Source organism: Streptomyces sp. NPDC107522, assembly GCF_055657525.1.
The window spans coordinates 92,662-111,568 of record NZ_JBVKAU010000005.1 but is presented as its reverse complement, the minus strand read 5'-3'; the positions used below and the strand labels follow the sequence as shown (position 1 = coordinate 111,568).

Below are 18,907 nucleotides of genomic sequence, written 5' to 3'. Positions count from 1 at the left end.
GGGATGCGTTTCCGGTTGCGTACGGGTGTGTTTCCGTGAGGTTTCGTTGCGCGCGGGTTTCCGGAATCTCACAGTGCGGGCGGCGCTCGGTCGGGTGTACGGCGGGGCTCTGTGGATCAGGGAGAATGGGCGCCATGAGCGTTCGCAGTCAGTCATCCGAGCCGTCCGAGGCCCCCCACCGCGCCGGCTTCGCCTGCTTCGTGGGCCGCCCCAACGCGGGCAAGTCCACGCTTACGAACGCTCTGGTCGGCCAGAAGGTGGCGATCACGGCGAACCAGCCGCAGACGACGCGGCACACGGTACGGGGCATCGTGCACCGGCCCGACGCCCAGCTGATCCTGGTGGACACCCCCGGCCTGCACAAACCGCGCACGCTCCTGGGTGAGCGCCTCAACGACGTCGTACGCACCACCTGGGCCGAGGTCGACGTGATCGGCTTCTGCCTGCCCGCGAACGAGAAGCTCGGGCCCGGTGACCGCTTCATCGCGAAGGAACTGGCCTCGATCAAGAAGACGCCGAAGATCGCGATCGTCACCAAGACCGATCTGGTGGACTCGAAGACCCTGGCCGAGCAGCTGATCGCGATCGACCGGCTCGGCAAGGAACTCGGCTTCGAGTGGGCGCAGATCGTGCCGGTGTCGGCGGTCGGGAACAAGCAGGTGGACCTGCTGGCCGACCTGATCGTCCCGCTCCTGCCGGAGGGGCCGGCCCTGTATCCCGACGGTGACCTCACCGACGAGCCGGAGCAGGTCATGATCGCGGAGCTGATCCGCGAGGCGGCGCTGGAGGGAGTGCGCGACGAGCTCCCCCACTCCATCGCCGTGGTCGTGGAGGAGATGCTCCCCCGCGAGGACCGCCCCGCCGACAAGCCCCTCCTGGACATCCACGCCTTCGTCTACATCGAACGCCCCAGCCAGAAGGGCATCGTCATCGGCCCCAAGGGCAAGCGCCTGAAGGAGGTCGGCATCAAGTCCCGCAAGCAGATCGAGGCGCTGCTGGGGACGCCGGTGTTCCTGGACCTGCACGTGAAGGTCGCGAAGGACTGGCAGCGGGACCCGAAGCAGCTGCGACGCCTGGGCTTCTGACCCCGAGAGGCTGGACTCGCACCCTTCAGTGCCGGTCGGCAACGACCAGCCCGTCCGGCGTTTGAGGACGAGACCGCAACCGTCCCTGGCCCCCACCCACCCGCGAGTGGCGGCACCTCTCGACGCCGGTGACCGCATTCAGCCCGTCCGGCGTTTGAGGACAAGGCCCCTTCAGGGCCGAAGCGCGGGGGTCTGGGGGCGGCAGCCCAGGGGCCGGGGTCGAAGGGGCGGAGCCCCTGGAGGATGGGAATGGGTAGGGGCGGCGGGGGCGAGGAAGCCGACCTCGTGTGACGGGGGGCGCACCCTGCGTGAAGACCCTCCGCACCACGGTGAAACCTCCCCGGCGAAAAGTCCTACGGCGTTGTCAGTCGCCCGGCGTACCCTTGAAATCGCCAGGCCGCCCCCGTGGCGGACGAGTCGTTTCGAGGAGGACGAGCAAGGCCTACAGAGCCGGCCCATGACTCAGACACCCACAGCTCACACACCCGCGCAGGGGCAGGCGAGAGCACAGTTCACCGTCCCCGCCCAGCACCCCATGGTGACCGTGCTGGGGTCCGGCGACTCCCTGCTGCGCGTGATCGAGAAGGCCTTCCCGGCGGCCGACATCCACGTCCGGGGCAACGAGATCAGCGCGGTCGGCGACGCCGCTGAAGTCGCCCTCATCCAGCGCCTGTTCGACGAGATGATGCTGGTGCTCCGCACCGGACAGCCGATGACGGAGGACGCAGTGGAACGCTCGATCGCCATGCTCCGGGCGAGTGAGAACGGCGAGATGGACGGCCAGGAGACCCCGGCCGAGGTACTCACCCAGAACATCCTCTCCTCGCGCGGCCGCACGATCCGCCCCAAGACGCTGAACCAGAAGCGGTACGTCGACGCGATCGACAAGCACACGATCGTCTTCGGAATCGGTCCCGCCGGTACCGGCAAGACCTACCTCGCCATGGCCAAGGCGGTGCAGGCCCTGCAGTCCAAGCAGGTCAACCGCATCATCCTGACCCGGCCGGCGGTGGAGGCGGGCGAGCGGCTGGGCTTCCTGCCCGGCACGCTGTACGAGAAGATCGACCCCTACCTGCGCCCGCTGTACGACGCGCTGCACGACATGCTCGACCCCGACTCCATCCCGAGGCTGATGGCCGCGGGCACGATCGAGGTCGCGCCGCTCGCCTACATGCGTGGCCGTACGCTCAACGACGCCTTCATCATCCTGGACGAGGCCCAGAACACCAGCCCCGAACAGATGAAGATGTTCCTCACCCGCCTCGGCTTCGACTCGAAGATAGTCATCACCGGTGACGTGACCCAGGTCGATCTCCCGGACGGCACCAAGTCCGGTCTGCGGCAGGTGCAGGACATCCTGGAGGGCGTCGAGGACGTCCACTTCTCCCGGCTGTCGTCGCACGATGTCGTCCGGCACAAGCTGGTCGGCCGTATCGTCGACGCGTACGAGAAGTACGACACCAAGCACGGCACCCAGAACGGCGGCCACAAGGGGCAGAGCCGGAGCAAGTCCGGGCACAAGGGGAAGTAGAGACCGAGCAGCACCATGTCGATCGACGTCAACAACGAGTCCGGAACCGAGGTCGACGAGCAGGCGATCCTCGACATCGCCCGCTACGCACTCGCGCGGATGCGCATCCACCCGCTCTCCGAGCTCTCGGTGATCGTCGTGGACGCCGACGCCATGGAGCAGCTCCACATCCAGTGGATGGACCTGCCGGGGCCGACGGATGTCATGTCCTTCCCGATGGATGAGCTCCGGCCGCCGTCGAAGGACGACGACGAGCCGCCGCAGGGGCTCCTCGGGGACATCGTGCTGTGCCCGGAGGTCGCCGCCAAGCAGGGGGCCGAGGCGCCCACCCAGCACTCCATGGACGAGGAGCTCCAACTGCTCACCGTCCATGGGGTGCTGCATCTGCTCGGGTACGACCATGAGGAGCCCGACGAGAAGGCCGAGATGTTCGGTCTGCAGGCCGCCATCGTGGACGGCTGGCGTTCGGAGAAGGGCCTGACGGGTCCGTCGCCGGCCCCGACCGTGTCATGAGCCTCCCCCTCGTCTCCGGTGCGATCGCCCTGGTGGTCGTGGCCTGGCTCGCCGCCTGCGCGGAGGCGGGCCTGGCGCGCGTCTCCAGCTTCCGCGCGGAGGAAGCCGTACGCAGCGGCCGCCGCGGCAGTGACAAGCTCGCGCTCGTCGCCGCCGACCCGACCCGCTATCTGAACGTGGCGCTGCTGGTGCGCGTGGCCTGCGAGATGGCCGCCGCCGCGCTGGTGACGTACGCGTGCCTGATAGCGATCGACGGCACCACACAGGCGCTGCTCGCCGCGATCGGCGTCATGGTCCTGGTGTCGTACGTCGCCGTCGGCGTCTCCCCGCGCACCATCGGCCGCCAGCATCCGCTGAACACGGCGACGGCGGCGGCGTATGTGCTGCTGCCGCTCGCGCGGATCATGGGCCCGATCCCGTCGCTGCTGATCCTCATCGGCAACGCGCTCACCCCCGGCAAGGGCTTCCGCCGCGGCCCCTTCGCCTCCGAGGCGGAGCTGCGCGCGCTGGTCGACCTCGCCGAGCAGGAGCAGCTGATCGAGGACGACGAGCGCCGGATGGTGCACTCGGTCTTCGAGCTGGGCGACACGCTGGTGCGCGAGGTCATGGTTCCGCGCACCGACCTGGTCGTCATCGAGCGCTACAAGACGATCCGCCAGGCGCTCACGCTCGCGCTGCGCTCCGGGTTCTCCCGTATCCCGGTCGTCGGGGAGAGCGAGGACGACGTCGTCGGGATCGTGTATCTGAAGGATCTGGCCCGCAAGACGCACATCAGCCGGGACGCGGAGAGCGAGCTGGTGTCGACGGCGATGCGGCCCGCGTTCTTCGTGCCCGACACCAAGAACGCCGGTGACCTGCTGCGCGAGATGCAGAAGGAGCGCAATCACGTCGCCGTCGTCATCGACGAGTACGGCGGCACCGCGGGCATCGTCACCATCGAGGACATCCTCGAGGAGATCGTCGGCGAGATCACCGACGAGTACGACCGTGAGCTGCCGCCGGTGGAGGACCTCGGCGAGGACCGCTACCGGGTCACCGCCCGTCTGGACATCACCGACCTGGGCGAGCTGTACGGGCTCGACGAGTACGACGACGAGGACGTGGAGACGGTCGGCGGGCTGCTGGCGAAGGCGCTGGGCCGGGTGCCGATCGCCGGGGCGTCGTCCGTGGTCGACCTGCCCGACGGCCGTGCGCTGCGGCTGACGGCGGAGGCGGCGGCCGGCCGCCGGAACAAGATCGTGACGGTCCTCGTCGAGCCGTTGGTCCCGGCGGTGGCGCCGGACGAGGAGGAGGCGAAGGCGGAGTGAGCCCCGAGGAACTGCGCGACTTCTGCCTGTCCTTCAACGCCGCGGTCGAGGACTTCCCGTTCAGCCCGGAGATCTCCGTCTTCAAGGTCCAGGGCAAGATGTTCGCCCTGAGCTGGATCGACGCCCGGCCCCTGAAGGTCAACCTCAAGTGCGATCCGGAGGACGCGATCCGGCTGCGCGGCGAGCATCCCGGCCTGATCGCGCCCGGCTACCACATGAACAAGCGGCACTGGAACACGGTGACGGTCGACGGCGAGCTCCCGGACCGCGTTGTCCGGGAGCTCATCGAGGACTCGTACGACCTGGTCGTGGCCGGTCTGCCGAGAGCCGACCGGCTTCGCCTCGACCGCGCCTGACTCTCCCGGTTCGACAGGCCCTGCACCCCACCCCGGATCGCAGTCGGCGCCGCGCACGGGTGGGGCGTCCCGCACGAACCGACCGGCGTGATGAGCCGTCGTCGGTCGCGCGGGACGCCCCTCGGGCCCACCCCCGTCAGGCCCGGGTCCTGTTCCCGCGGCGGGACGCCGTGCCGAGCCCCACCGCCACCAGTGCGGCCGTGGCCAGGACGATCGCCGCGTCGATGCCCATCACCGTGCGGGTGCCGGTCAGCAGGTTGTCGGAGGTTGTCGCGAGGACGCCCAGCAGGGGGATGCCGATCGTGATGCCGACCTGCTGGGTCGAGGTGACCAGGCCGGTGGCCAGGCCCTGTTCCTCGTCGGGGACGCCGGAGGTGACCGTCAGGCCGTAGGAGATGATCGCGCCCAGGTGGAACATGCTCGCCAGCGAGACGGCGGCGGTGGCGAGCCAGACGGACCAGGTGTGGGCGTTCAGGAAGAGCAGGGCGACGATGAAGGCGCCCTGACCGGTGAGCGAGACGACCAGGGTGCGGCGGGCGCCCAGCCGGCTGATGAACCGGGGGGTCAGCGAGCCCGCGATCACCGACATCACGCCCTGGAAGCCGAAGACCAGGCCCGTCTCCCAGGCCGACAGACGCAGGATCTCCTGCAGGTACAGGGTGAGGACGAAGACCACCGTCGACATCATCGAGAAGGTGACCAGCCCGCCCAGGTTGCCCCACGCCACCGTGCGGCGGCGCAGCATGGGCAGGGAGACCAAGGGTGCCTCGGTGCGGGACTCGACGACCGCGAAGGCCGTGAGGAGCGCGAGGCCCGCGACGAGGGTCGTGATGACGTCGGCGCGGGCGAAGCCGTGGTCGGCGGCCGTCGTCAGGGCGTAGATCAGGGAGAGCAGACCGCCGGTGACGGTGATCGCGCCGGGTACGTCCAGGTGCGGGCGCTGCGGGGTGCGGGACTCGGGCAGCAGGGCGGGCGCGAGCGGCAGGACCACCAGGGCGCAGACCGTGAGCAGGCCCATCGTGGAGCGCCAGCCGAACGCGTCGGTCAGGACACCGCCCGCGACCATGCCGATGGTGAAGCCGAGGGACATCAGCGTCCCGGAGATGCCGAGGGCGCGGTCCCGGGCGGGGCCCTCGGTGAAGGTGGTGGTCAGCAGGGACATGCCCGTCGGGACGATGACCGCCGCGCCGAGGCCCTGCAGGGCGCGTCCGGCGAGGAACGACGCCGGGTCCCAGGCGAACGTCGCGAGCGCCGAGGCCGCGGCGAACAGGGCGAGGCCGGTGAGGAACAGCTTGCGGCGGCCGTAGAGGTCGCCGATGCGGCCGAAGAGGAGCAGGAAGCCACCGGACGGCAGCGCGAACGCCGTGACCGCCCACTGCAGCGCCGACTGGCTCATGCCCAGGTCCGCGCCGAGGACAGGGAGGGCGACGTTCAGGACGGAGAAGTCGAGCGCGACCATGAACTGGGCGGCGCACAGGACGAACAGGACGAGCTTGTCGCGCGTCGACAGCCGGGGGGTCCGGGGGGTGTCGAGCGGTGGGGACGCGGGGTGGGTGAGGTCGGTGTCGATCGCCATGGGCAAGAGAGTGCTGGCTTCGGAATAGCCGTGGGGAGCGGGAAGTTGTCCTGGTGGTGGCACCACCAGCCAGAGGACGAGGGGGATTTGTACGTGTCCGAGGGCACGCTGAAGAGCGGACGGCGGCAGGAGCTGCGCGAGTTCCTGAGGAGCAGACGGGCCCGGGTGACACCGGCGCAGGCGGGTCTGCCGGACGGCGGAGCGCGGCGCCGTACGCCGGGGTTGCGGCGGGAGGAGGTCGCCGTGCTCGCCGGGGTGGGCGCGTCCTGGTACCAGTGGCTGGAGCAGGGGCGGGACATCTCGGTGTCGCCGCAGGTGCTGGACTCGGTGGCCCGGGTGCTGCGGCTGAGCAACGCCGAGCGCCGGCATCTGTACCTGCTGGCCGGGATGAATCCGCCGGCGCCCGAAGTGGCGCCCGAGAAGCGGGACATGTGCGACGGGCTGCGGCGGCTGATCGACGCGTGGATGCCGTATCCGGCGCACATCATGGACAAGTACTACAACGGCGTGCTGTACAACGACGCCGCCGCGACGGTGCTCGGGATGCGGCCCGGCAAGAGGTGGAACTGCCTGATCGACTTCTTCACGGATCCGATGTACCGGTCGCGGTCGCAGACCTGGGACGACAACGCCCGTACGGTCGTGGCCCAGTTCCGTGCCGTGTGCTCGGCCTCGCCCGACGACGAGGGGTTCCAGGCCGTGCTGGCCGAGGCGAAGGCGTCCAGCCCGGAGTTCACCGAGCTGTGGGAGCGGCGGGACATCGAGGATGCCGGGCAGATCCGCAAGGAGCTGGATCATCCGCTGGTCGGACTGCTGCGTCTGGAGTCGAGCGTGATGCAGATGCCGGCGCGGCCGGATCTGTCGATCGTGCTGCACACGCCGCTGGACGAGGCGAACACGGCGGCGAAGCTTCAGTGGCTCGCGTCGCCCGAGGGGCGGCGGGGGGCGATGTACCCCGTGGCCGGGTAGGGCGGGCTCCGGTTCGTATGCTCAGGTCATGACCGACAACAGTGCGCTTGACCCCGAGGACCGCAAGATCGTCACCCTGGCCCGTTCCGCGCGGGCCCGCAACGGTGTGCCCGAGGGGGCGGCCGTGCGGGACGAGACCGGCCGTACGTATGTCGCCGGGACCGTCGCCCTGGAGTCCCTGAAGCTGAGCGCGCTGCAGACGGCTGTGGCGATGGCGGTGGCGTCCGGGGCCACGTCGCTGGAGGCGGCGGCGGTGGTGACGGAGGCGGAGTCGGCGTCGGCGGAGGACCGGGCGGCGGTGCGGGATCTGGGCGGGCCGGGAACGCCGGTGCTGGTGGCGGGGCCGGACGGCGCGGTGCGTACGACGGTGACGGCGGGCTGACGCGCCCTCCCCGGGAGCCGGGAGCATCCGACAGGCGAGTGTCGGTGGCCGGTGTCACGCTGAGGTCGTACAGGATCTGCGGAAGGGCATCGTCATGATCACCACCGACCTCTCCCCCGGCTCCCCCTGTTGGCTCGACCTCGGTGCTCCCGACGTCCGGGCCGCCGCGGCCTTCTACGGCGCGGTGCTCGGCTGGGAGTACGAGTCCATGGGTGAGGCGGAGGACTTCGAAGGCGGGATGTTCAAGAAGGACGGCAAGACCGTCGCCGGGCTGGGCAAACTCACCGAGGAGGGGGCGCGCTCGGCGTGGATGATCTACTTCACCGTCACCGACGCGGACGCCACGACCCAGGCGGTGGAGCGTGCCGGCGGCACGGTGCGGGTGGCGCCGCGGGATCTCGACGACTGGGGTCGGATGGCGCAGTACAACGACCCGCTGGGCGGCCAGTTCGCCGTGTGGCAGCCGGGGAAGAACTCGGGCTTCGAGCTGGCGGACGCGCCGGGGTCGCTGTCGTGGACCGAGCTGTACACGAGCGACGCCGCAGCCGCGAAGGAGTTCTACGGCGGTGTCTTCGGCTGGCAGTACAGCGACATGGAGCTGCCGGGTGGCGGGGGCGCGTACACCCTCATCACGCCTGAGGGGCTTCCCGAGGAGCGTATGCAGGGCGGGCTCATGGAGCTGCCGAAGGAGAACCTCGCGCTGGCGAACGGGCGGCCGTACTGGCATCCCGTCTTCAACGTCCCCGACTGCGACGCCGCGGTCGCCAAGGTCACCGAGAACGGCGGCAGCGTGCAGATGGGGCCGGAGGACGCCGAGGGGGTCGGGCGGCTGGCCGTCTGTCTCGACCCGGCGAACGCGGACTTCGTGGTGCTGACGCCGGCCACACCCAGCTGACACAGGCGGTCACGGCCGGCTGACACCGGCGATCACGCCGCCCAGCTGACACCGGCTGCCACACCCGGCTGACACCGGCGGTCACGTCACGCCGACCGCCGGAACCCGATCGTCGGGACCGCCCGCCGCAGCGGCCACGGTCTCGTGTCCTCCTCCGGCACCAGGTCCGCCAGGAACGCGTACCGGCGCAGGGCCTCCGGGTCCTGTGCCTGAAGCGACTGCACCTTGCGCCACCACCCGCCGATCTCCGACCAGCCGGGCGCCGACAGCGACCCCCCGAACTCCTGGACGGAGAGCGCCGCCGTCAGGCCCGCGAAGGCGAGGCGGTCCGCCAGGGGCCAGTCGGCGAGGGTGCCCGCGACGAAGCCGGCGACGAAGACGTCCCCGGCGCCGGTCGGGTCGAGGGCCTCCACCGCGATCGCGGGGACCACGGCCGTCTCGCCGGTCCGGCCGTCCACGGCGTACGCCCCCTCCGCGCCGAGGGTGACCACCGCGACCGGGACGTGTGCGGTGAGGGCGTGGGCCGCCTCCCGGGGGCACTCGGTGCCCGTGTACCGCATGGCCTCCGCCGCGTTCGGCAGGAACGCCTCGCAGTGCTCCAGGTCGGCCAGCCCCGCCAGGTCCCACGCCCCCGTGTCGTCCCAGCCGACGTCGGCGAAGATGCGGGTGCCCTTGCTCGCGGCCTGCGCGATCCAGGGGGCCCGCTTGCCCGGCACCAGGGAGGCGACGGCGGCACGCGCGCGTGGGGGGCAGTCCGGCGCCGGCTCCTCCGGGGGCGGCTCGTGACCGTGGGAGACCATCGTGCGCTCGCCCTCGTACGCCATCGACACCGTCACCGGCGAGTGCCAGCCCGGCACCCGGCGCGACGGCGAGAGGTCGATGCCCTCGCCCTGCTCCAGCGCGTCCCAGCAGTAGTCGCCGTAGTGGTCGTCGCCGAAGGCCGCCGCGAGCGACGTCCTCAGGCCGAGGCGGGCCAGTGCGGTGGCCATGTTCGCCACACCGCCGGGGCTCGACCCCATCCCGCGCGCCCAGGACTCGGTCCCGCGCACCGGGGCCGAGTCGAGGCCGGTGAAGATGATGTCGAGGAACACCGTGCCCGTGAGGTACACGTCCCAGGGCGGGTCGCCGGGCGTGCGCAGGCCGGCGAGGGGGTCGACCTGGGCCCGGCGGTACGGTCCCCCTGTCATGGACGACGTCCCCTGGGGCGAGGGTCCCTTTCCGTCGGTCACGGTGGGCGTGGTCACGGTGCGCTCCCTGACGTGGTACTGATCTGGCCAGTGTGCACCACGCCACCGACAACGCCACCGGATCAGCGACTACGCCCCGCGATCCTGCCCGGGCCCCCTGCGCCGGTCACCGGCGAGGCACCGGTACCCGTGGCTACCAGCGAGGCACCGAGGGCGTCACCCACCCCGGGTCGGCGATCCGCATCGCCGCCGCGTCGTCGCGGTCCCGCAGCGAGCCGTCGTCATCCAGCCACCGCCGGTGCAGCTCCGCCAGCCGGTCGCGGTCCAGCTCGACACCGAGGCCGGGTGCGTCCGGTACGGCGACCTTGCCGCCGTCGAAGGTGAGGCGCTCGGTCAGGACGTCCTCGGACTGCCAGGGGTAGTGGGAGTCGCAGGCGTGGTGGAGGTTCGGGACGGTCGACGCCACGTGGGTCATCGCGGCCAGGGAGATGCCCAGATGGGTGTTGGAGTGCATGGACACCCCGACGCCGAAGGTCCGGCAGATCGCCGCCAGCTGCAGGGTGTTGCGCAGCCCACCCCAGTAGTGGTGGTCGGAGAGGACGACCTGGACGGCGTCCTCGGTGAACGCCTCCTTGATCTCGGCGAACGTCGTCACGCACATGTTGGTCGCCAGCGGCACCCCGGTCCGCGCGGCGACCTCGGCCATCGCGGCCGTACCGAGCGTCGGGTCCTCCAGGTACTCGAGGACGTCCCCGAGCTCCCGCGCCACCTTCAGCGAGGTCTCCACGGACCACGCCCCGTTGGGGTCGAGCCGCAGCGGGTGCCCGGGAAAGGCCTCCGCGAGTGCCCGTACGGCCGCGATCTCCTCGTCCGGCGCGAAGACGCCGCCCTTGAGCTTGAACGAGGTGAACCCGTACCGCTCGGTGAACTTCCGCGCCTGCTCGACGACTCCGGCCGGGTCGAGGGCGGCGCCCCAGTCGTCCTTCTCCGCGCGGACGCCCTCCGGGTGGTCGGCCCACTTGTAGAACAGGTACGCGCTGTACTCGACCGCGTCCCGCACCTTGCCGCCGAGCAGCGCGTGCACCGGCAGCCCGAGCGCCTTGCCGAGCGCGTCGAGGCAGGCCACCTCGAAGCCGGAGACGACGGACAGCCGCAGCTTGTCGGCGGTCTGGACGCCACGCAGCCCGCCGACGTCGACCTGCCCGGACACCCGGGACCGATCGACGGTCACCTCGTCCGCGAGGACGAACAGGCCGTTGAGATCCCCGACTTGACGCCCGATCAGCTTCTCCGCGAACGGCCGGGCGAGTTCCAGGTACTTGGTGTCCCCGTATGTCTCGCCGACGCCGGTGATCCCGTCGGCCGTCACGACCTCCACGATCAGCCGGGGCGTGTACGGCTGATGCACCCCCTGGGTGTTCAGCAGCGGCGGGTCGGCGACCAGGATCGGCGTCAGGCGGACATCGGTGATCGTGAGGTTCACCGGCGACTCCTCTCATCTCCCGATGTAGACGTCATCCACATATGGGAATAGAGGCTAGGTACGCGAACCGTGACCGTCAATGGCACGGTCCCGCCGATTACGATCGGCCCATGTCGGAGAAAGGCGGCGTCCGTGAGGTGAAGTCCGCGGCGCGGACGGTCGAGTTGCTGGAGCTCCTCGCCGCGCGCGGCGACCGCCCGGCACGCCTCCAGGAGCTGGCCGACGCGCTGGAGGTGCCGCGCAGCTCCATGTACGCGCTGCTGCAGACCCTGATCTCCCGCGGCTGGGTCCGCACGGACGTCACCGGCTCGCTCTACGGCATCGGCATCCACGCCCTGCTCACCGGCACCGGCTACCTCGACCCCGACCCGCGCGTGCGCGTCGTACGCCCGTATCTCGACGAGGCGTCCGAGGCGCTGGGCGAGACGATCCACATGGGGCGGCTGGACGGCCGGGACGTGGCCTATCTGGCGACGCGCGAGTCGCACGAATACCTCAGGACGATCAGCCGCGTCGGCCGCCGCCTCCCGGCCCACGTGGGCGCCCTCGGCAAGGCGCTGCTGGCCGAACGCCCCGACGACGACCTCCCCGAGGGCCCGTACCAGGCCCTCACCCCCAACTCCCACACCACCCGGGACTCCCTCGCGGCGGACCTCGCCGAAGTGCGGGCGCGCGGCTATGCGGTCGACCGCGAGGAGGGCGTCCTCGGCATCGTCGGCTTCGGCTTCGCCCTGCGCTACGACGCCCCCGCCCAGGACGCGATCAGTTGCTCGGTGCCGGTGGCCCGGCTGTCGGCGGGGCACGAGGAGCGGATCGTCGCGGTGATGCGGGAGATCAGGGCGAAGATCGAGACGACGTCGCATGCGGCGGGCGGAGCGGTGCACTGGCGTTAGCGTCCGTCGCCTTGGCGCCCGGCGTTCGACGCGAGCCTGCTGAGGGCCGCGGCTACGTGAACTCGTACGCCTCCACCTCGGCCAGATACCGCGCCCGCCGCTCCTCGTCGTCCTCCAGGAACGAGGCGAGGAACGAGTTGCGGGCGAGTTCGCGGAGCCGTTCGTCGGGCAGGCCGAGGGTCTGTCGTACGGCGTCGAAGTTGTCGCCGGCGTACCCGCCGAAGTAGGCGGGGTCGTCGGAGTTGACGGTGCACAGGAGCCCGGCGTCGAGCATGGCGGGCAGGGGGTGGTCGGCGAGGGTGTCGACGGTGCGCAGCCGGACGTTCGAGAGGGGACACAGCGTCAGCGGCATCCGCTCCCGCACCAGCCGCTCGACCAGCGCCGGGTCCTCCATGCACCGCAGCCCGTGGTCGACGCGCTCGACACCGAGGATGTCGAGGGCCTCGGTGATGTAGGCGGGCGGCCCCTCCTCGCCGGCGTGCGCGACGCGGCGCAGGCCGAGCGCGGCGGCGGCCTCGTAGACCTCGCGGAACTTCACCGGCGGGTGCCCGACCTCGGCCGAGTCGAGGCCGACGCCGGTGATCCGGTCGAGATACGGCTCGGCGGCGCGGAGTGTCTCCATGGCCGACTCGGCGGAGTCGTCGCGCAGGAAGCACATGATGAGCCGGGTGGAGACGCCGTGGTTCGCCTCGCTGCTGCCCAGCGCCCGCCACAGCCCCTCGACGACCGTGCCCAGCTCCAGCCCGCGCTTGGTGTGCGCCTGCGGGTCGAAGAAGATCTCCGCGTGCCGCACGCCCTGGGCGGCGGCGCGGGCGAGGTAGGCGTTCGCGAGGTCGGTGAAGTCCTGCTCGGTGCGCAGGACGGCCATGAGCTCGTAGTACAGGTTCAGAAAGGACTGGAGATCCTCGAACTGGTACGCCTTGCGCAGCTCGTCCGTGTCGGCGTACGGCAGCTCGACGCCGTTGCGCGCGGCGAGCTCGAACGCCGGCTCCGGCTCCAGCGTGCCTTCGATATGGAGGTGCAGTTCTGCTTTGGGGAGGGGCATCAAAGCATCGTACGGCCGTTTCACCGACGCTTCGGAAGCGGCACCCGCAGCAGATCGTGCGCGACCGTCAGCTCCCCGTCGAAACCGGCGGCCCGCGCCTGCCGTTCGAACTCGTCCGGCTCGGTGTAGCGCTGGCTGAAGTGGGTGAGCACGAGATGCCGTACGCCGCAGTCGCGGGCGACGCGGGCGGCCTGAGCGGCGGTCAGGTGGCCGTGCTCGACGGCGAGTTCGATGTCCTCGTCCAGGAAGGTGGACTCGATGACGAGCATGTCGCAGCCCTCGGCGAGGGTGTACACCCCGTCGCACAGCCGGGTGTCCATGACGAACGCGAACCGCTGCCCGCGCCGCACCTCGCTGACGTCCTGGAGGGTGACACCTTCGAGCTCCCCTTCCCGCTGGAGCCGCCCGACGTCCGGCCCCTTGATGCCGTGCGCTGCGAGCCGTTCGGGCAGCATGCGGCGCCCGTCTGGCTCGACGAGGCGATAGCCGTACGACTCGACGGGGTGCGACAGCCGGGCGGCGTGGAGCGTGTAGGCGCCGGTGTCGGCGATGACGCCGTCCTCGCTGACCGGCACCTGCGCGATGTCGACGGTTTCGCGGTAGGCGGTGGCGTAGCGCAGGCGGTCGAAGAAGCGCCGGCCGGATCGCGGGTAGTGGGCGGTGACCGGGTGCGGAACCTTGTCGAGATTTATCCGCTGGATGACCCCGGCGAGGCCCAGCGAGTGATCCCCGTGGAAGTGGGTGATGCAGATCCGGTTCAGGTCGTGAGCCGCGACCCCGGCCCGCAGCATCTGCCGCTGCGTACCCTCGCCCGGGTCGAAGAGGATGCCCTCGCCGTCCCAGCGCAGCAGATACCCGTTGTGGTTGCGGTGCCGGGTCGGGACCTGGCTCGCCGTCCCGAGGACGACCAATTCACGTACGGACACGGCTGGTTACCCGGGGGGCCACTGCAGGCCACGGCCGCCGAGGATGTGGGCGTGGGCGTGCCAGACGGTCTGCCCGGCGCCGGCGCCGGTGTTGAAGACGATCCGGTAGCTCTCCAGCTTGTCCTCGTCGGCGACGGCCTGGGCCTCCCGCAGGACGTCCGCGGCGAGGGTCGGTTCGGCGGCGGCGAGGGCGGCGGCATCCCGGTAGTGCGCCTTGGGAATGACCAGGACGTGGGTGGGCGCCTGGGGGTTGATGTCCCGGAACGCGACGGTCGTGTCCGTCTCCCGCACGATGGTCGCCGGAACATGCCCCTCGACGATCTTGCAGAACAAGCAGTCGTCCTGCGGCTCCCCTGCCATGTTCCCTCCGGGGGTTGAGCGGGTGGCATTACGGGGGGCATCGTATCGTCGTCGGGTGCTAGTGCGTGGGGGTTGATCGCGCAGTTCCCCGCGCCCCTAGGTGGGCAGACCAGGCGGCGTTTTAGCGGGCCGTTCCTCCAGCGCCTCCAACGCGATCCGCACCGCCTCGTCCAGCTGCGTGTCCCGCCCCGCCACCCAGTCCTGCGGCCGCTGCACTACCTCCACGTCCGGGTCCACGCCGTGGTTCTCCACGTCCCAGCCGTAGCCGTCCAGCCAGATGGCGTACTTCGGCTGGGTGATCAGGGTGCCGTCGACCAGGTGATAGCGGCTGTCGATGCCGATCACGCCGCCCCAGGTCCGCGTCCCCACCACCGGGCCGAGGCCCAGCGCCTTGATCGCCGCGTTGACGATGTCCCCGTCGGACCCGGAGAACTCGTTCGCCACGGCCACCACGGGGCCGCGCGGCGCGTCCACCGGATAGCTGTACGGGCGCATGCCGCGCGGCAGTTCCCAGCCCACGATCCGCCGTGCCAGCTTCTCCACGACGAGCTGCGAGGTGTGCCCGCCGCCGTTCTCGCGGACGTCCACGACGAGGCCTTCACGCGCCACCTCGACCCGCAGGTCACGGTGGATCTGGGCCCACCCGGGCGCCTGCATGTCCGGCACGTGCAGATAGCCGAGCCGGCCGCCGGACTTCTCGTGGACGTACGCCCGCCGGTCCGCCACCCACGCGTGGTACCGCAGCGGCTGCTCGTCCGCGATCGGGATCACCACCGCGTGCCGTACGTCCCCGCCGCCCGCCGGCGAGATCGTCAGCTCCACCGCCTTGCCCGCCGTACCGACGAGCAGCGGCCCGGGTCCGGTCACCGGATCCACCGGCACTCCGGCCACGGCCACGATCGCGTCCCCGGCCCGCACCGCGACCCCGGGTGCGGCCAGCGGCGCGCGTGCCTCGGGGTCGGAGGTCTCCGAGGGGAGGATGCGGTCGATGCGCCAACTTCCGTCCGGGTGGCGGGAGATGTCCGCGCCGAGCAGGCCCTGCCGGGCCCCGCCGCCGTACCCGCCGCGCGGTGCGACGTACGCGTGGGAGGTGCCCAGCTCGCCCTGCACCTCCCACAGCAGGTCGATCAGGTCGTCGTGGGTCGCCACCCGGTCGAGGAGGGGGCGGTAGCGGTCCAGCACGCCCGGCCAGTCCACGCCGTTCATGTCCGGCCGCCAGAAGTGGTCCCGCATGATGCGGCCCATCTCCTCGAACATCTGCCGCCACTCGGCCGACGGGTCGACCCGCTGCCGTACGCGGGTCAGGTCCACGGTGATGTTCGTGTCGCTGTCCTCGTCGCCCGAGGCACGCCGGTCGCTCGGGACGACCTTGAGCCTGCTGTCCGTCCACAGCAGCACCCGCTTGCCGTCGCCGCTGACCTCGAAGTGGTCGGCGTCGTCGGCGAGATGCTCGACGCGCCGCTGGAGAAGGTCGTAGCGCTCCAGCTCGGTCTTGGGCTCGGGGTCGTCGGGCGTGGCCCGGGAGGCGCCGAGCGCGCCGCGCACCGGGTGCCGCAGCCACAGCACGCCGTCCTTCGCGGCCCGCAGGTTGGTGTAGCGGGCGGCCTCGACCGGGAACGGCACGATCCGGTCGGCGAGTCCTTCGAGGTCGATGCGGGTGGTCGGGGTGCCTTCGCTGTCGGGTGTCTCGTCCTTGTCGGGCGCGTCGAAGGGACGGCCGTGACGCTGCGGGCCGAAGGGGGACGGGGTGGTCGCGGCGAGGGTGATCAGGTGTGGGCGCGAGCCGACCACGAAGGCCAGGTCGAAGACGTGCTCGTCGTAGACCGGGTCGAAGGCCCGCGTCGACAGGAAGACGAGGTGCTTGCCGTCCTGCGTGAACGCCGGCGCGTAGTCCTGGAAGCGCAGCGGGGTCGCCTCGGACACCGACAGGTCGGTGGTGTTGGCGAGCTTGAGCTGGCACAGGGGGCGCGGGCCGGGGTGCGACCAGGCCAGCCAGGCCGAGTCGGGTGAGAAGACGAGCCCGGAGACGTCCCCGTCCTCGCTGCGGTCGACCTCGCGCACCTCGCCGGTCTCCCGTTCGACGAGCAGCAGCCGCCCGTCGTGCGCGGCGACTGCCGCCCGGCTCCCGTCGGGTGCCATGGCGAGCTCCAGGACGCGGCCCAGCTGCCCGGCGGCGAGCCTGCGCGGAGTGGCCCCGGGGGCGAGGCCGGTCGCCGGCGCGAACTCCAGCGCGTCGTCGCCCTCGGCGTCCGTCACCCATACGACCCAGTCCTCGCCCTCCGTACGGAAGGCGCGCGGCAGTCGGGCCCGTACGCCGGGCTCGGCGGCGAGCGCACGGGCGGGACCGGAGCGGTGGGTGACCCAGTGCACGGCGCCCCGGACGGCGACCGCGCTGCCGCGCGCGGTGTGGTCGGGCGCCGCTTCCCCGAAGGCGCGCGCGGCGTTCAGCGGGTACGGCTGCCGGTCGGTGCGCTGCCCGCCGAGCCGGATGTCGAGCCGGCGCGGCTCGGCCCCGTCGAGGTCGTCGAGGAGCCACAGTTCACCGGCACAGGAGTAGACGACGCGGGTGCCGTCGCCGGCCGCGTGCCGGGCGTAGAAGCCGTCGACAGGAGTGTGCCGCCGTAGCTCGGAGCCATCGGCGAGGGACGAGTACACGGCCCCCACGCCCTCGTGGTCGGAGAGAAAGGCGATCCGCTCGCCCACCCACACGGGGTACTCGAGGTTCCCGTCCAGCTCCTCGTGCAGCCGTACGAAGTCACCCTCCCCCTGGGTATCGATCCACAACTTGCCCGCCGTGCCGCCCCGGTACCGCTTCCAGCGCGCCGCCTCCAGCCCCATGGGCGCGGACGCGAGCACGAGGTGCGGCCCGTGCACGACATCGGCGACGGGGCCGTACGGCAGCGTGGTGGCCGGTCCGCCGTCGAGCGGGACCGTGTGGGCCCAGGTGCGGCGGCCGCCCGCCTGGCCCTGGGCGCTGATCGCGAGGACCTGGCCGTCGGGGGTCCAGCCGCGCACCCGGGTCTGCCAACTGCCCCAGTGCGTGAGGCGCTTGGAGGGCCCGCCGTCGACCGGCGCGATGTGCACCTCGGGGGCGCCGTCGCGGGTGGAGGTCCAGGCGACGGTCGTACCGTCGGGCGAGATGCGCGGCAGGCTGACCGGCACGTTGTCGGCGCTGACCCGCCAGGCCCGGCCGCCGTCGAGCGGGGCGAGCCACACGTCGTCCTCGGCGGTGAAGGCGACCAGATCGCCGTGCAGATGCGGATACCGGAGATACGAAGACGATCCGGGCGTCGCGGACTGAGTCACCCGATCACCATAAGCAGGGGCGGCGTCGAGGGACAGGCCTTTGGATCACTTGCCCAACTCCCCTCCGGATACGCTCACTTGCCCTCCGGCCAGCAGTTCGGGTGTTGCTGGCAGTAGACGGTCTTGGTGACGGTGACCGTGACGGTGGGCCCCGGTTGCTGTCCTCCGCCGCCCGGGTTGACGGGCGAGGGCGTGGCGTTGCAGTTGCCCAGCCCGTTCACGTGGAACCACTCCTTGCCGCCGACCTTGGCGACGAGGTCGCCGCGCACACAGGAGCCGCTGACGGCCCGGGTGATCCTGCCGGTGACGGTGATGTCCTTGCCGTCCTTGGTCTCGCCCTCGCAGTCGACCTTGACCACGGTGTTCTCGCTCGCCGTCGGGGCGGCGGAGCCGCCCTTGGCGTCCTCGTACGAGCCCGTGCAGTTGAGCCACTGCACGTCGGCCTTCTGCCGCTCCAGCTCCTTGGTCACCGTCTGGTCGGTCGTGAACGCCACGGTCGCACTGCTCAACCCGCCCGGATCACAGGCGACCGCCCCGCCGACCGCGACCACGGCGAGACCCACCACGCCTGCCGCACGCGCCGCTCGCGGGCGACCCCAAATCCTCCTGAATGCCCCCATGGAGGGCAGCCTGCCACTGTCCCGGCCGACGCGGTAGAGCGCATACGGCCACTCCCGCAACCGGATCAGGCGCGCAGCTGCAGCCACTCCTGCAGTTCCACCAGGTTCCCCTCCGGATCCTTGAGGTGGGCGACCCGCATCCGGTCGGTCATGGGGGCCGGGCCGTGCAGGAGGGTCCCGCCGCGGGAGGTGACCTGCTCGCAGTAGGCGTCCAGGTCGTCGACGCGCAGCACCACCAGCGAGCGGTGTCCGCTGGCCGCGTCTCCCAGCTCGCCCAGGACCTCGGCCATCATCGCCCGGTCCTGGAGGGCGATGCCGGCCGAGCCGGCGGTGGGGCTGAACTTCTCGTACGGCCCCTCCGCCGCGCCCGACTGCGGCTTGAGGCCGAGGACGTCGGCGTAGAAGCGGTAGCAGGCGGCGAAGTCGCTGACGAGCAGCCGGACTTGTGCGAGTTCCAAGGCGTCCCCTCCGGG

General features: G+C 71.3%; 18 protein-coding genes. 9 read left to right on the top strand and 9 right to left on the bottom strand.

Annotated features, from left to right (window positions below):
• The first annotated feature begins 134 nt into the window (after positions 1 to 134).
• The 5 genes from era to ACZ7L6_RS17610 all read left to right on the top strand — a co-directional run bounded on the left by era (position 135) and on the right by ACZ7L6_RS17610 (position 4,792).
• Positions 135 to 1,085, top strand: a complete 951-nt coding sequence (era, locus tag ACZ7L6_RS17630) for a GTPase Era (protein ID WP_471924754.1) — start codon at positions 135 to 137, stop codon at positions 1,083 to 1,085.
• 457 nt (positions 1,086 to 1,542) lie between these two features.
• On the top strand, positions 1,543 to 2,616 hold the full coding sequence (locus ACZ7L6_RS17625) for a PhoH family protein (protein WP_471924752.1): 1,074 nt from the start codon (positions 1,543 to 1,545) through the stop codon (positions 2,614 to 2,616).
• 15 nt (positions 2,617 to 2,631) lie between these two features.
• Positions 2,632 to 3,129: an rRNA maturation RNase YbeY gene (ybeY, locus tag ACZ7L6_RS17620; protein WP_031476933.1), complete on the top strand. Its 498-nt coding sequence runs from the start codon at positions 2,632 to 2,634 to the stop codon at positions 3,127 to 3,129.
• Entirely contained in the window at positions 3,126 to 4,436 is a 1,311-nt protein-coding gene (locus ACZ7L6_RS17615; protein WP_471924750.1) for a hemolysin family protein, read from the top strand. The genes ybeY and ACZ7L6_RS17615 overlap by 4 nt, the downstream gene beginning before the upstream one ends.
• Positions 4,433 to 4,792 carry an MmcQ/YjbR family DNA-binding protein gene (locus tag ACZ7L6_RS17610; protein WP_471924748.1) on the top strand — a complete coding sequence of 120 codons (360 nt, stop codon included), beginning with the start codon at positions 4,433 to 4,435 and terminating at the stop codon, positions 4,790 to 4,792. The genes ACZ7L6_RS17615 and ACZ7L6_RS17610 overlap by 4 nt, the downstream gene beginning before the upstream one ends.
• A gap of 136 nt (positions 4,793 to 4,928) precedes the next feature.
• Here ACZ7L6_RS17610 and ACZ7L6_RS17605 read toward each other — a convergent pair whose 3' ends face one another.
• A complete protein-coding gene (locus ACZ7L6_RS17605) occupies positions 4,929 to 6,368 on the bottom strand; it encodes an MFS transporter (RefSeq protein ID WP_471924746.1) in 1,440 nt (479 codons plus the stop codon).
• A 93-nt stretch (positions 6,369 to 6,461) separates the two neighbouring features.
• Between ACZ7L6_RS17605 and ACZ7L6_RS17600 the strand changes: the two genes are divergently transcribed.
• The 3 genes from ACZ7L6_RS17600 to ACZ7L6_RS17590 all read left to right on the top strand — a co-directional run bounded on the left by ACZ7L6_RS17600 (position 6,462) and on the right by ACZ7L6_RS17590 (position 8,614).
• A complete protein-coding gene (locus ACZ7L6_RS17600) occupies positions 6,462 to 7,337 on the top strand; it encodes a helix-turn-helix transcriptional regulator (protein WP_471924744.1) in 876 nt (291 codons plus the stop codon).
• A gap of 28 nt (positions 7,338 to 7,365) precedes the next feature.
• A complete protein-coding gene (locus ACZ7L6_RS17595) occupies positions 7,366 to 7,719 on the top strand; it encodes a cytidine deaminase (protein WP_471924742.1) in 354 nt (117 codons plus the stop codon).
• A 94-nt stretch (positions 7,720 to 7,813) separates the two neighbouring features.
• Positions 7,814 to 8,614, top strand: coding sequence for a VOC family protein (locus ACZ7L6_RS17590; protein WP_471924740.1), 801 nt, complete (start codon positions 7,814 to 7,816; stop codon positions 8,612 to 8,614).
• Between the two features lie 86 nt (positions 8,615 to 8,700).
• On the opposite strand, the gene ACZ7L6_RS17585 is transcribed toward ACZ7L6_RS17590, so the two are convergent.
• Both ACZ7L6_RS17585 and ACZ7L6_RS17580 read right to left on the bottom strand, forming a co-directional pair.
• Positions 8,701 to 9,801: a carbohydrate kinase family protein gene (locus ACZ7L6_RS17585; protein WP_471925661.1), complete on the bottom strand. Its 1,101-nt coding sequence runs from the start codon at positions 9,799 to 9,801 to the stop codon at positions 8,701 to 8,703.
• A gap of 193 nt (positions 9,802 to 9,994) precedes the next feature.
• Positions 9,995 to 11,284: a glucarate dehydratase family protein gene (locus ACZ7L6_RS17580; protein ID WP_471924738.1), complete on the bottom strand. Its 1,290-nt coding sequence runs from the start codon at positions 11,282 to 11,284 to the stop codon at positions 9,995 to 9,997.
• A gap of 110 nt (positions 11,285 to 11,394) precedes the next feature.
• Between ACZ7L6_RS17580 and ACZ7L6_RS17575 the strand changes: the two genes are divergently transcribed.
• Positions 11,395 to 12,177 carry an IclR family transcriptional regulator gene (locus tag ACZ7L6_RS17575; protein WP_471924736.1) on the top strand — a complete coding sequence of 261 codons (783 nt, stop codon included), beginning with the start codon at positions 11,395 to 11,397 and terminating at the stop codon, positions 12,175 to 12,177.
• A gap of 52 nt (positions 12,178 to 12,229) precedes the next feature.
• Here ACZ7L6_RS17575 and ACZ7L6_RS17570 read toward each other — a convergent pair whose 3' ends face one another.
• The 6 genes from ACZ7L6_RS17570 to ACZ7L6_RS17545 form a co-directional block, all read right to left on the bottom strand.
• Positions 12,230 to 13,222 carry an adenosine deaminase gene (locus ACZ7L6_RS17570; protein ID WP_471924734.1) on the bottom strand — a complete coding sequence of 331 codons (993 nt, stop codon included), beginning with the start codon at positions 13,220 to 13,222 and terminating at the stop codon, positions 12,230 to 12,232.
• Positions 13,223 to 13,242: 20 nt separating this feature from the next.
• Positions 13,243 to 14,148 (bottom strand): ribonuclease Z, encoded by a 906-nt coding sequence (locus tag ACZ7L6_RS17565; protein ID WP_471924732.1) that lies wholly within the window; start codon positions 14,146 to 14,148, stop codon positions 13,243 to 13,245.
• A gap of 6 nt (positions 14,149 to 14,154) precedes the next feature.
• Entirely contained in the window at positions 14,155 to 14,508 is a 354-nt protein-coding gene (locus ACZ7L6_RS17560; protein ID WP_471924730.1) for a histidine triad nucleotide-binding protein, read from the bottom strand.
• Between the two features lie 96 nt (positions 14,509 to 14,604).
• The gene (locus tag ACZ7L6_RS17555) at positions 14,605 to 17,814 is read right to left on the bottom strand and encodes a S41 family peptidase (RefSeq protein ID WP_471924728.1); all 3,210 of its coding nucleotides are present in this window, start codon (positions 17,812 to 17,814) and stop codon (positions 14,605 to 14,607) included.
• 74 nt (positions 17,815 to 17,888) lie between these two features.
• The gene (locus tag ACZ7L6_RS17550; RefSeq protein WP_471925659.1) at positions 17,889 to 18,434 is read right to left on the bottom strand and encodes a hypothetical protein; all 546 of its coding nucleotides are present in this window, start codon (positions 18,432 to 18,434) and stop codon (positions 17,889 to 17,891) included.
• Positions 18,435 to 18,499: 65 nt separating this feature from the next.
• On the bottom strand, positions 18,500 to 18,892 hold the full coding sequence (locus ACZ7L6_RS17545) for a VOC family protein (RefSeq protein WP_471924726.1): 393 nt from the start codon (positions 18,890 to 18,892) through the stop codon (positions 18,500 to 18,502).
• Positions 18,893 to 18,907 lie beyond the last annotated feature (15 nt).

Bases quoted from the DNA above. Each gene is read 5' to 3' on its own strand.
- ACZ7L6_RS17585 (WP_471925661.1), bottom strand. From the start codon at position 9,801: ATGACAGGGGGACCGTACCGCCGGGCCCAGGTCGACCCCCTCGCCGGC.
- ybeY (WP_031476933.1), top strand. From the start codon at position 2,632: ATGTCGATCGACGTCAACAACGAGTCCGGAACCGAGGTCGACGAGCAG.
- ACZ7L6_RS17625 (WP_471924752.1), top strand. From the start codon at position 1,543: ATGACTCAGACACCCACAGCTCACACACCCGCGCAGGGGCAGGCGAGA.
- ACZ7L6_RS17605 (WP_471924746.1), bottom strand. From the start codon at position 6,368: ATGGCGATCGACACCGACCTCACCCACCCCGCGTCCCCACCGCTCGAC.
- ACZ7L6_RS17595 (WP_471924742.1), top strand. From the start codon at position 7,366: ATGACCGACAACAGTGCGCTTGACCCCGAGGACCGCAAGATCGTCACC.
- era (WP_471924754.1), top strand. From the start codon at position 135: ATGAGCGTTCGCAGTCAGTCATCCGAGCCGTCCGAGGCCCCCCACCGC.
- ACZ7L6_RS17615 (WP_471924750.1), top strand. From the start codon at position 3,126: ATGAGCCTCCCCCTCGTCTCCGGTGCGATCGCCCTGGTGGTCGTGGCC.
- ACZ7L6_RS17575 (WP_471924736.1), top strand. From the start codon at position 11,395: ATGTCGGAGAAAGGCGGCGTCCGTGAGGTGAAGTCCGCGGCGCGGACG.
- ACZ7L6_RS17550 (WP_471925659.1), bottom strand. From the start codon at position 18,434: ATGGGGGCATTCAGGAGGATTTGGGGTCGCCCGCGAGCGGCGCGTGCG.
- ACZ7L6_RS17590 (WP_471924740.1), top strand. From the start codon at position 7,814: ATGATCACCACCGACCTCTCCCCCGGCTCCCCCTGTTGGCTCGACCTC.
- ACZ7L6_RS17560 (WP_471924730.1), bottom strand. From the start codon at position 14,508: ATGGCAGGGGAGCCGCAGGACGACTGCTTGTTCTGCAAGATCGTCGAG.
- ACZ7L6_RS17570 (WP_471924734.1), bottom strand. From the start codon at position 13,222: ATGCCCCTCCCCAAAGCAGAACTGCACCTCCATATCGAAGGCACGCTG.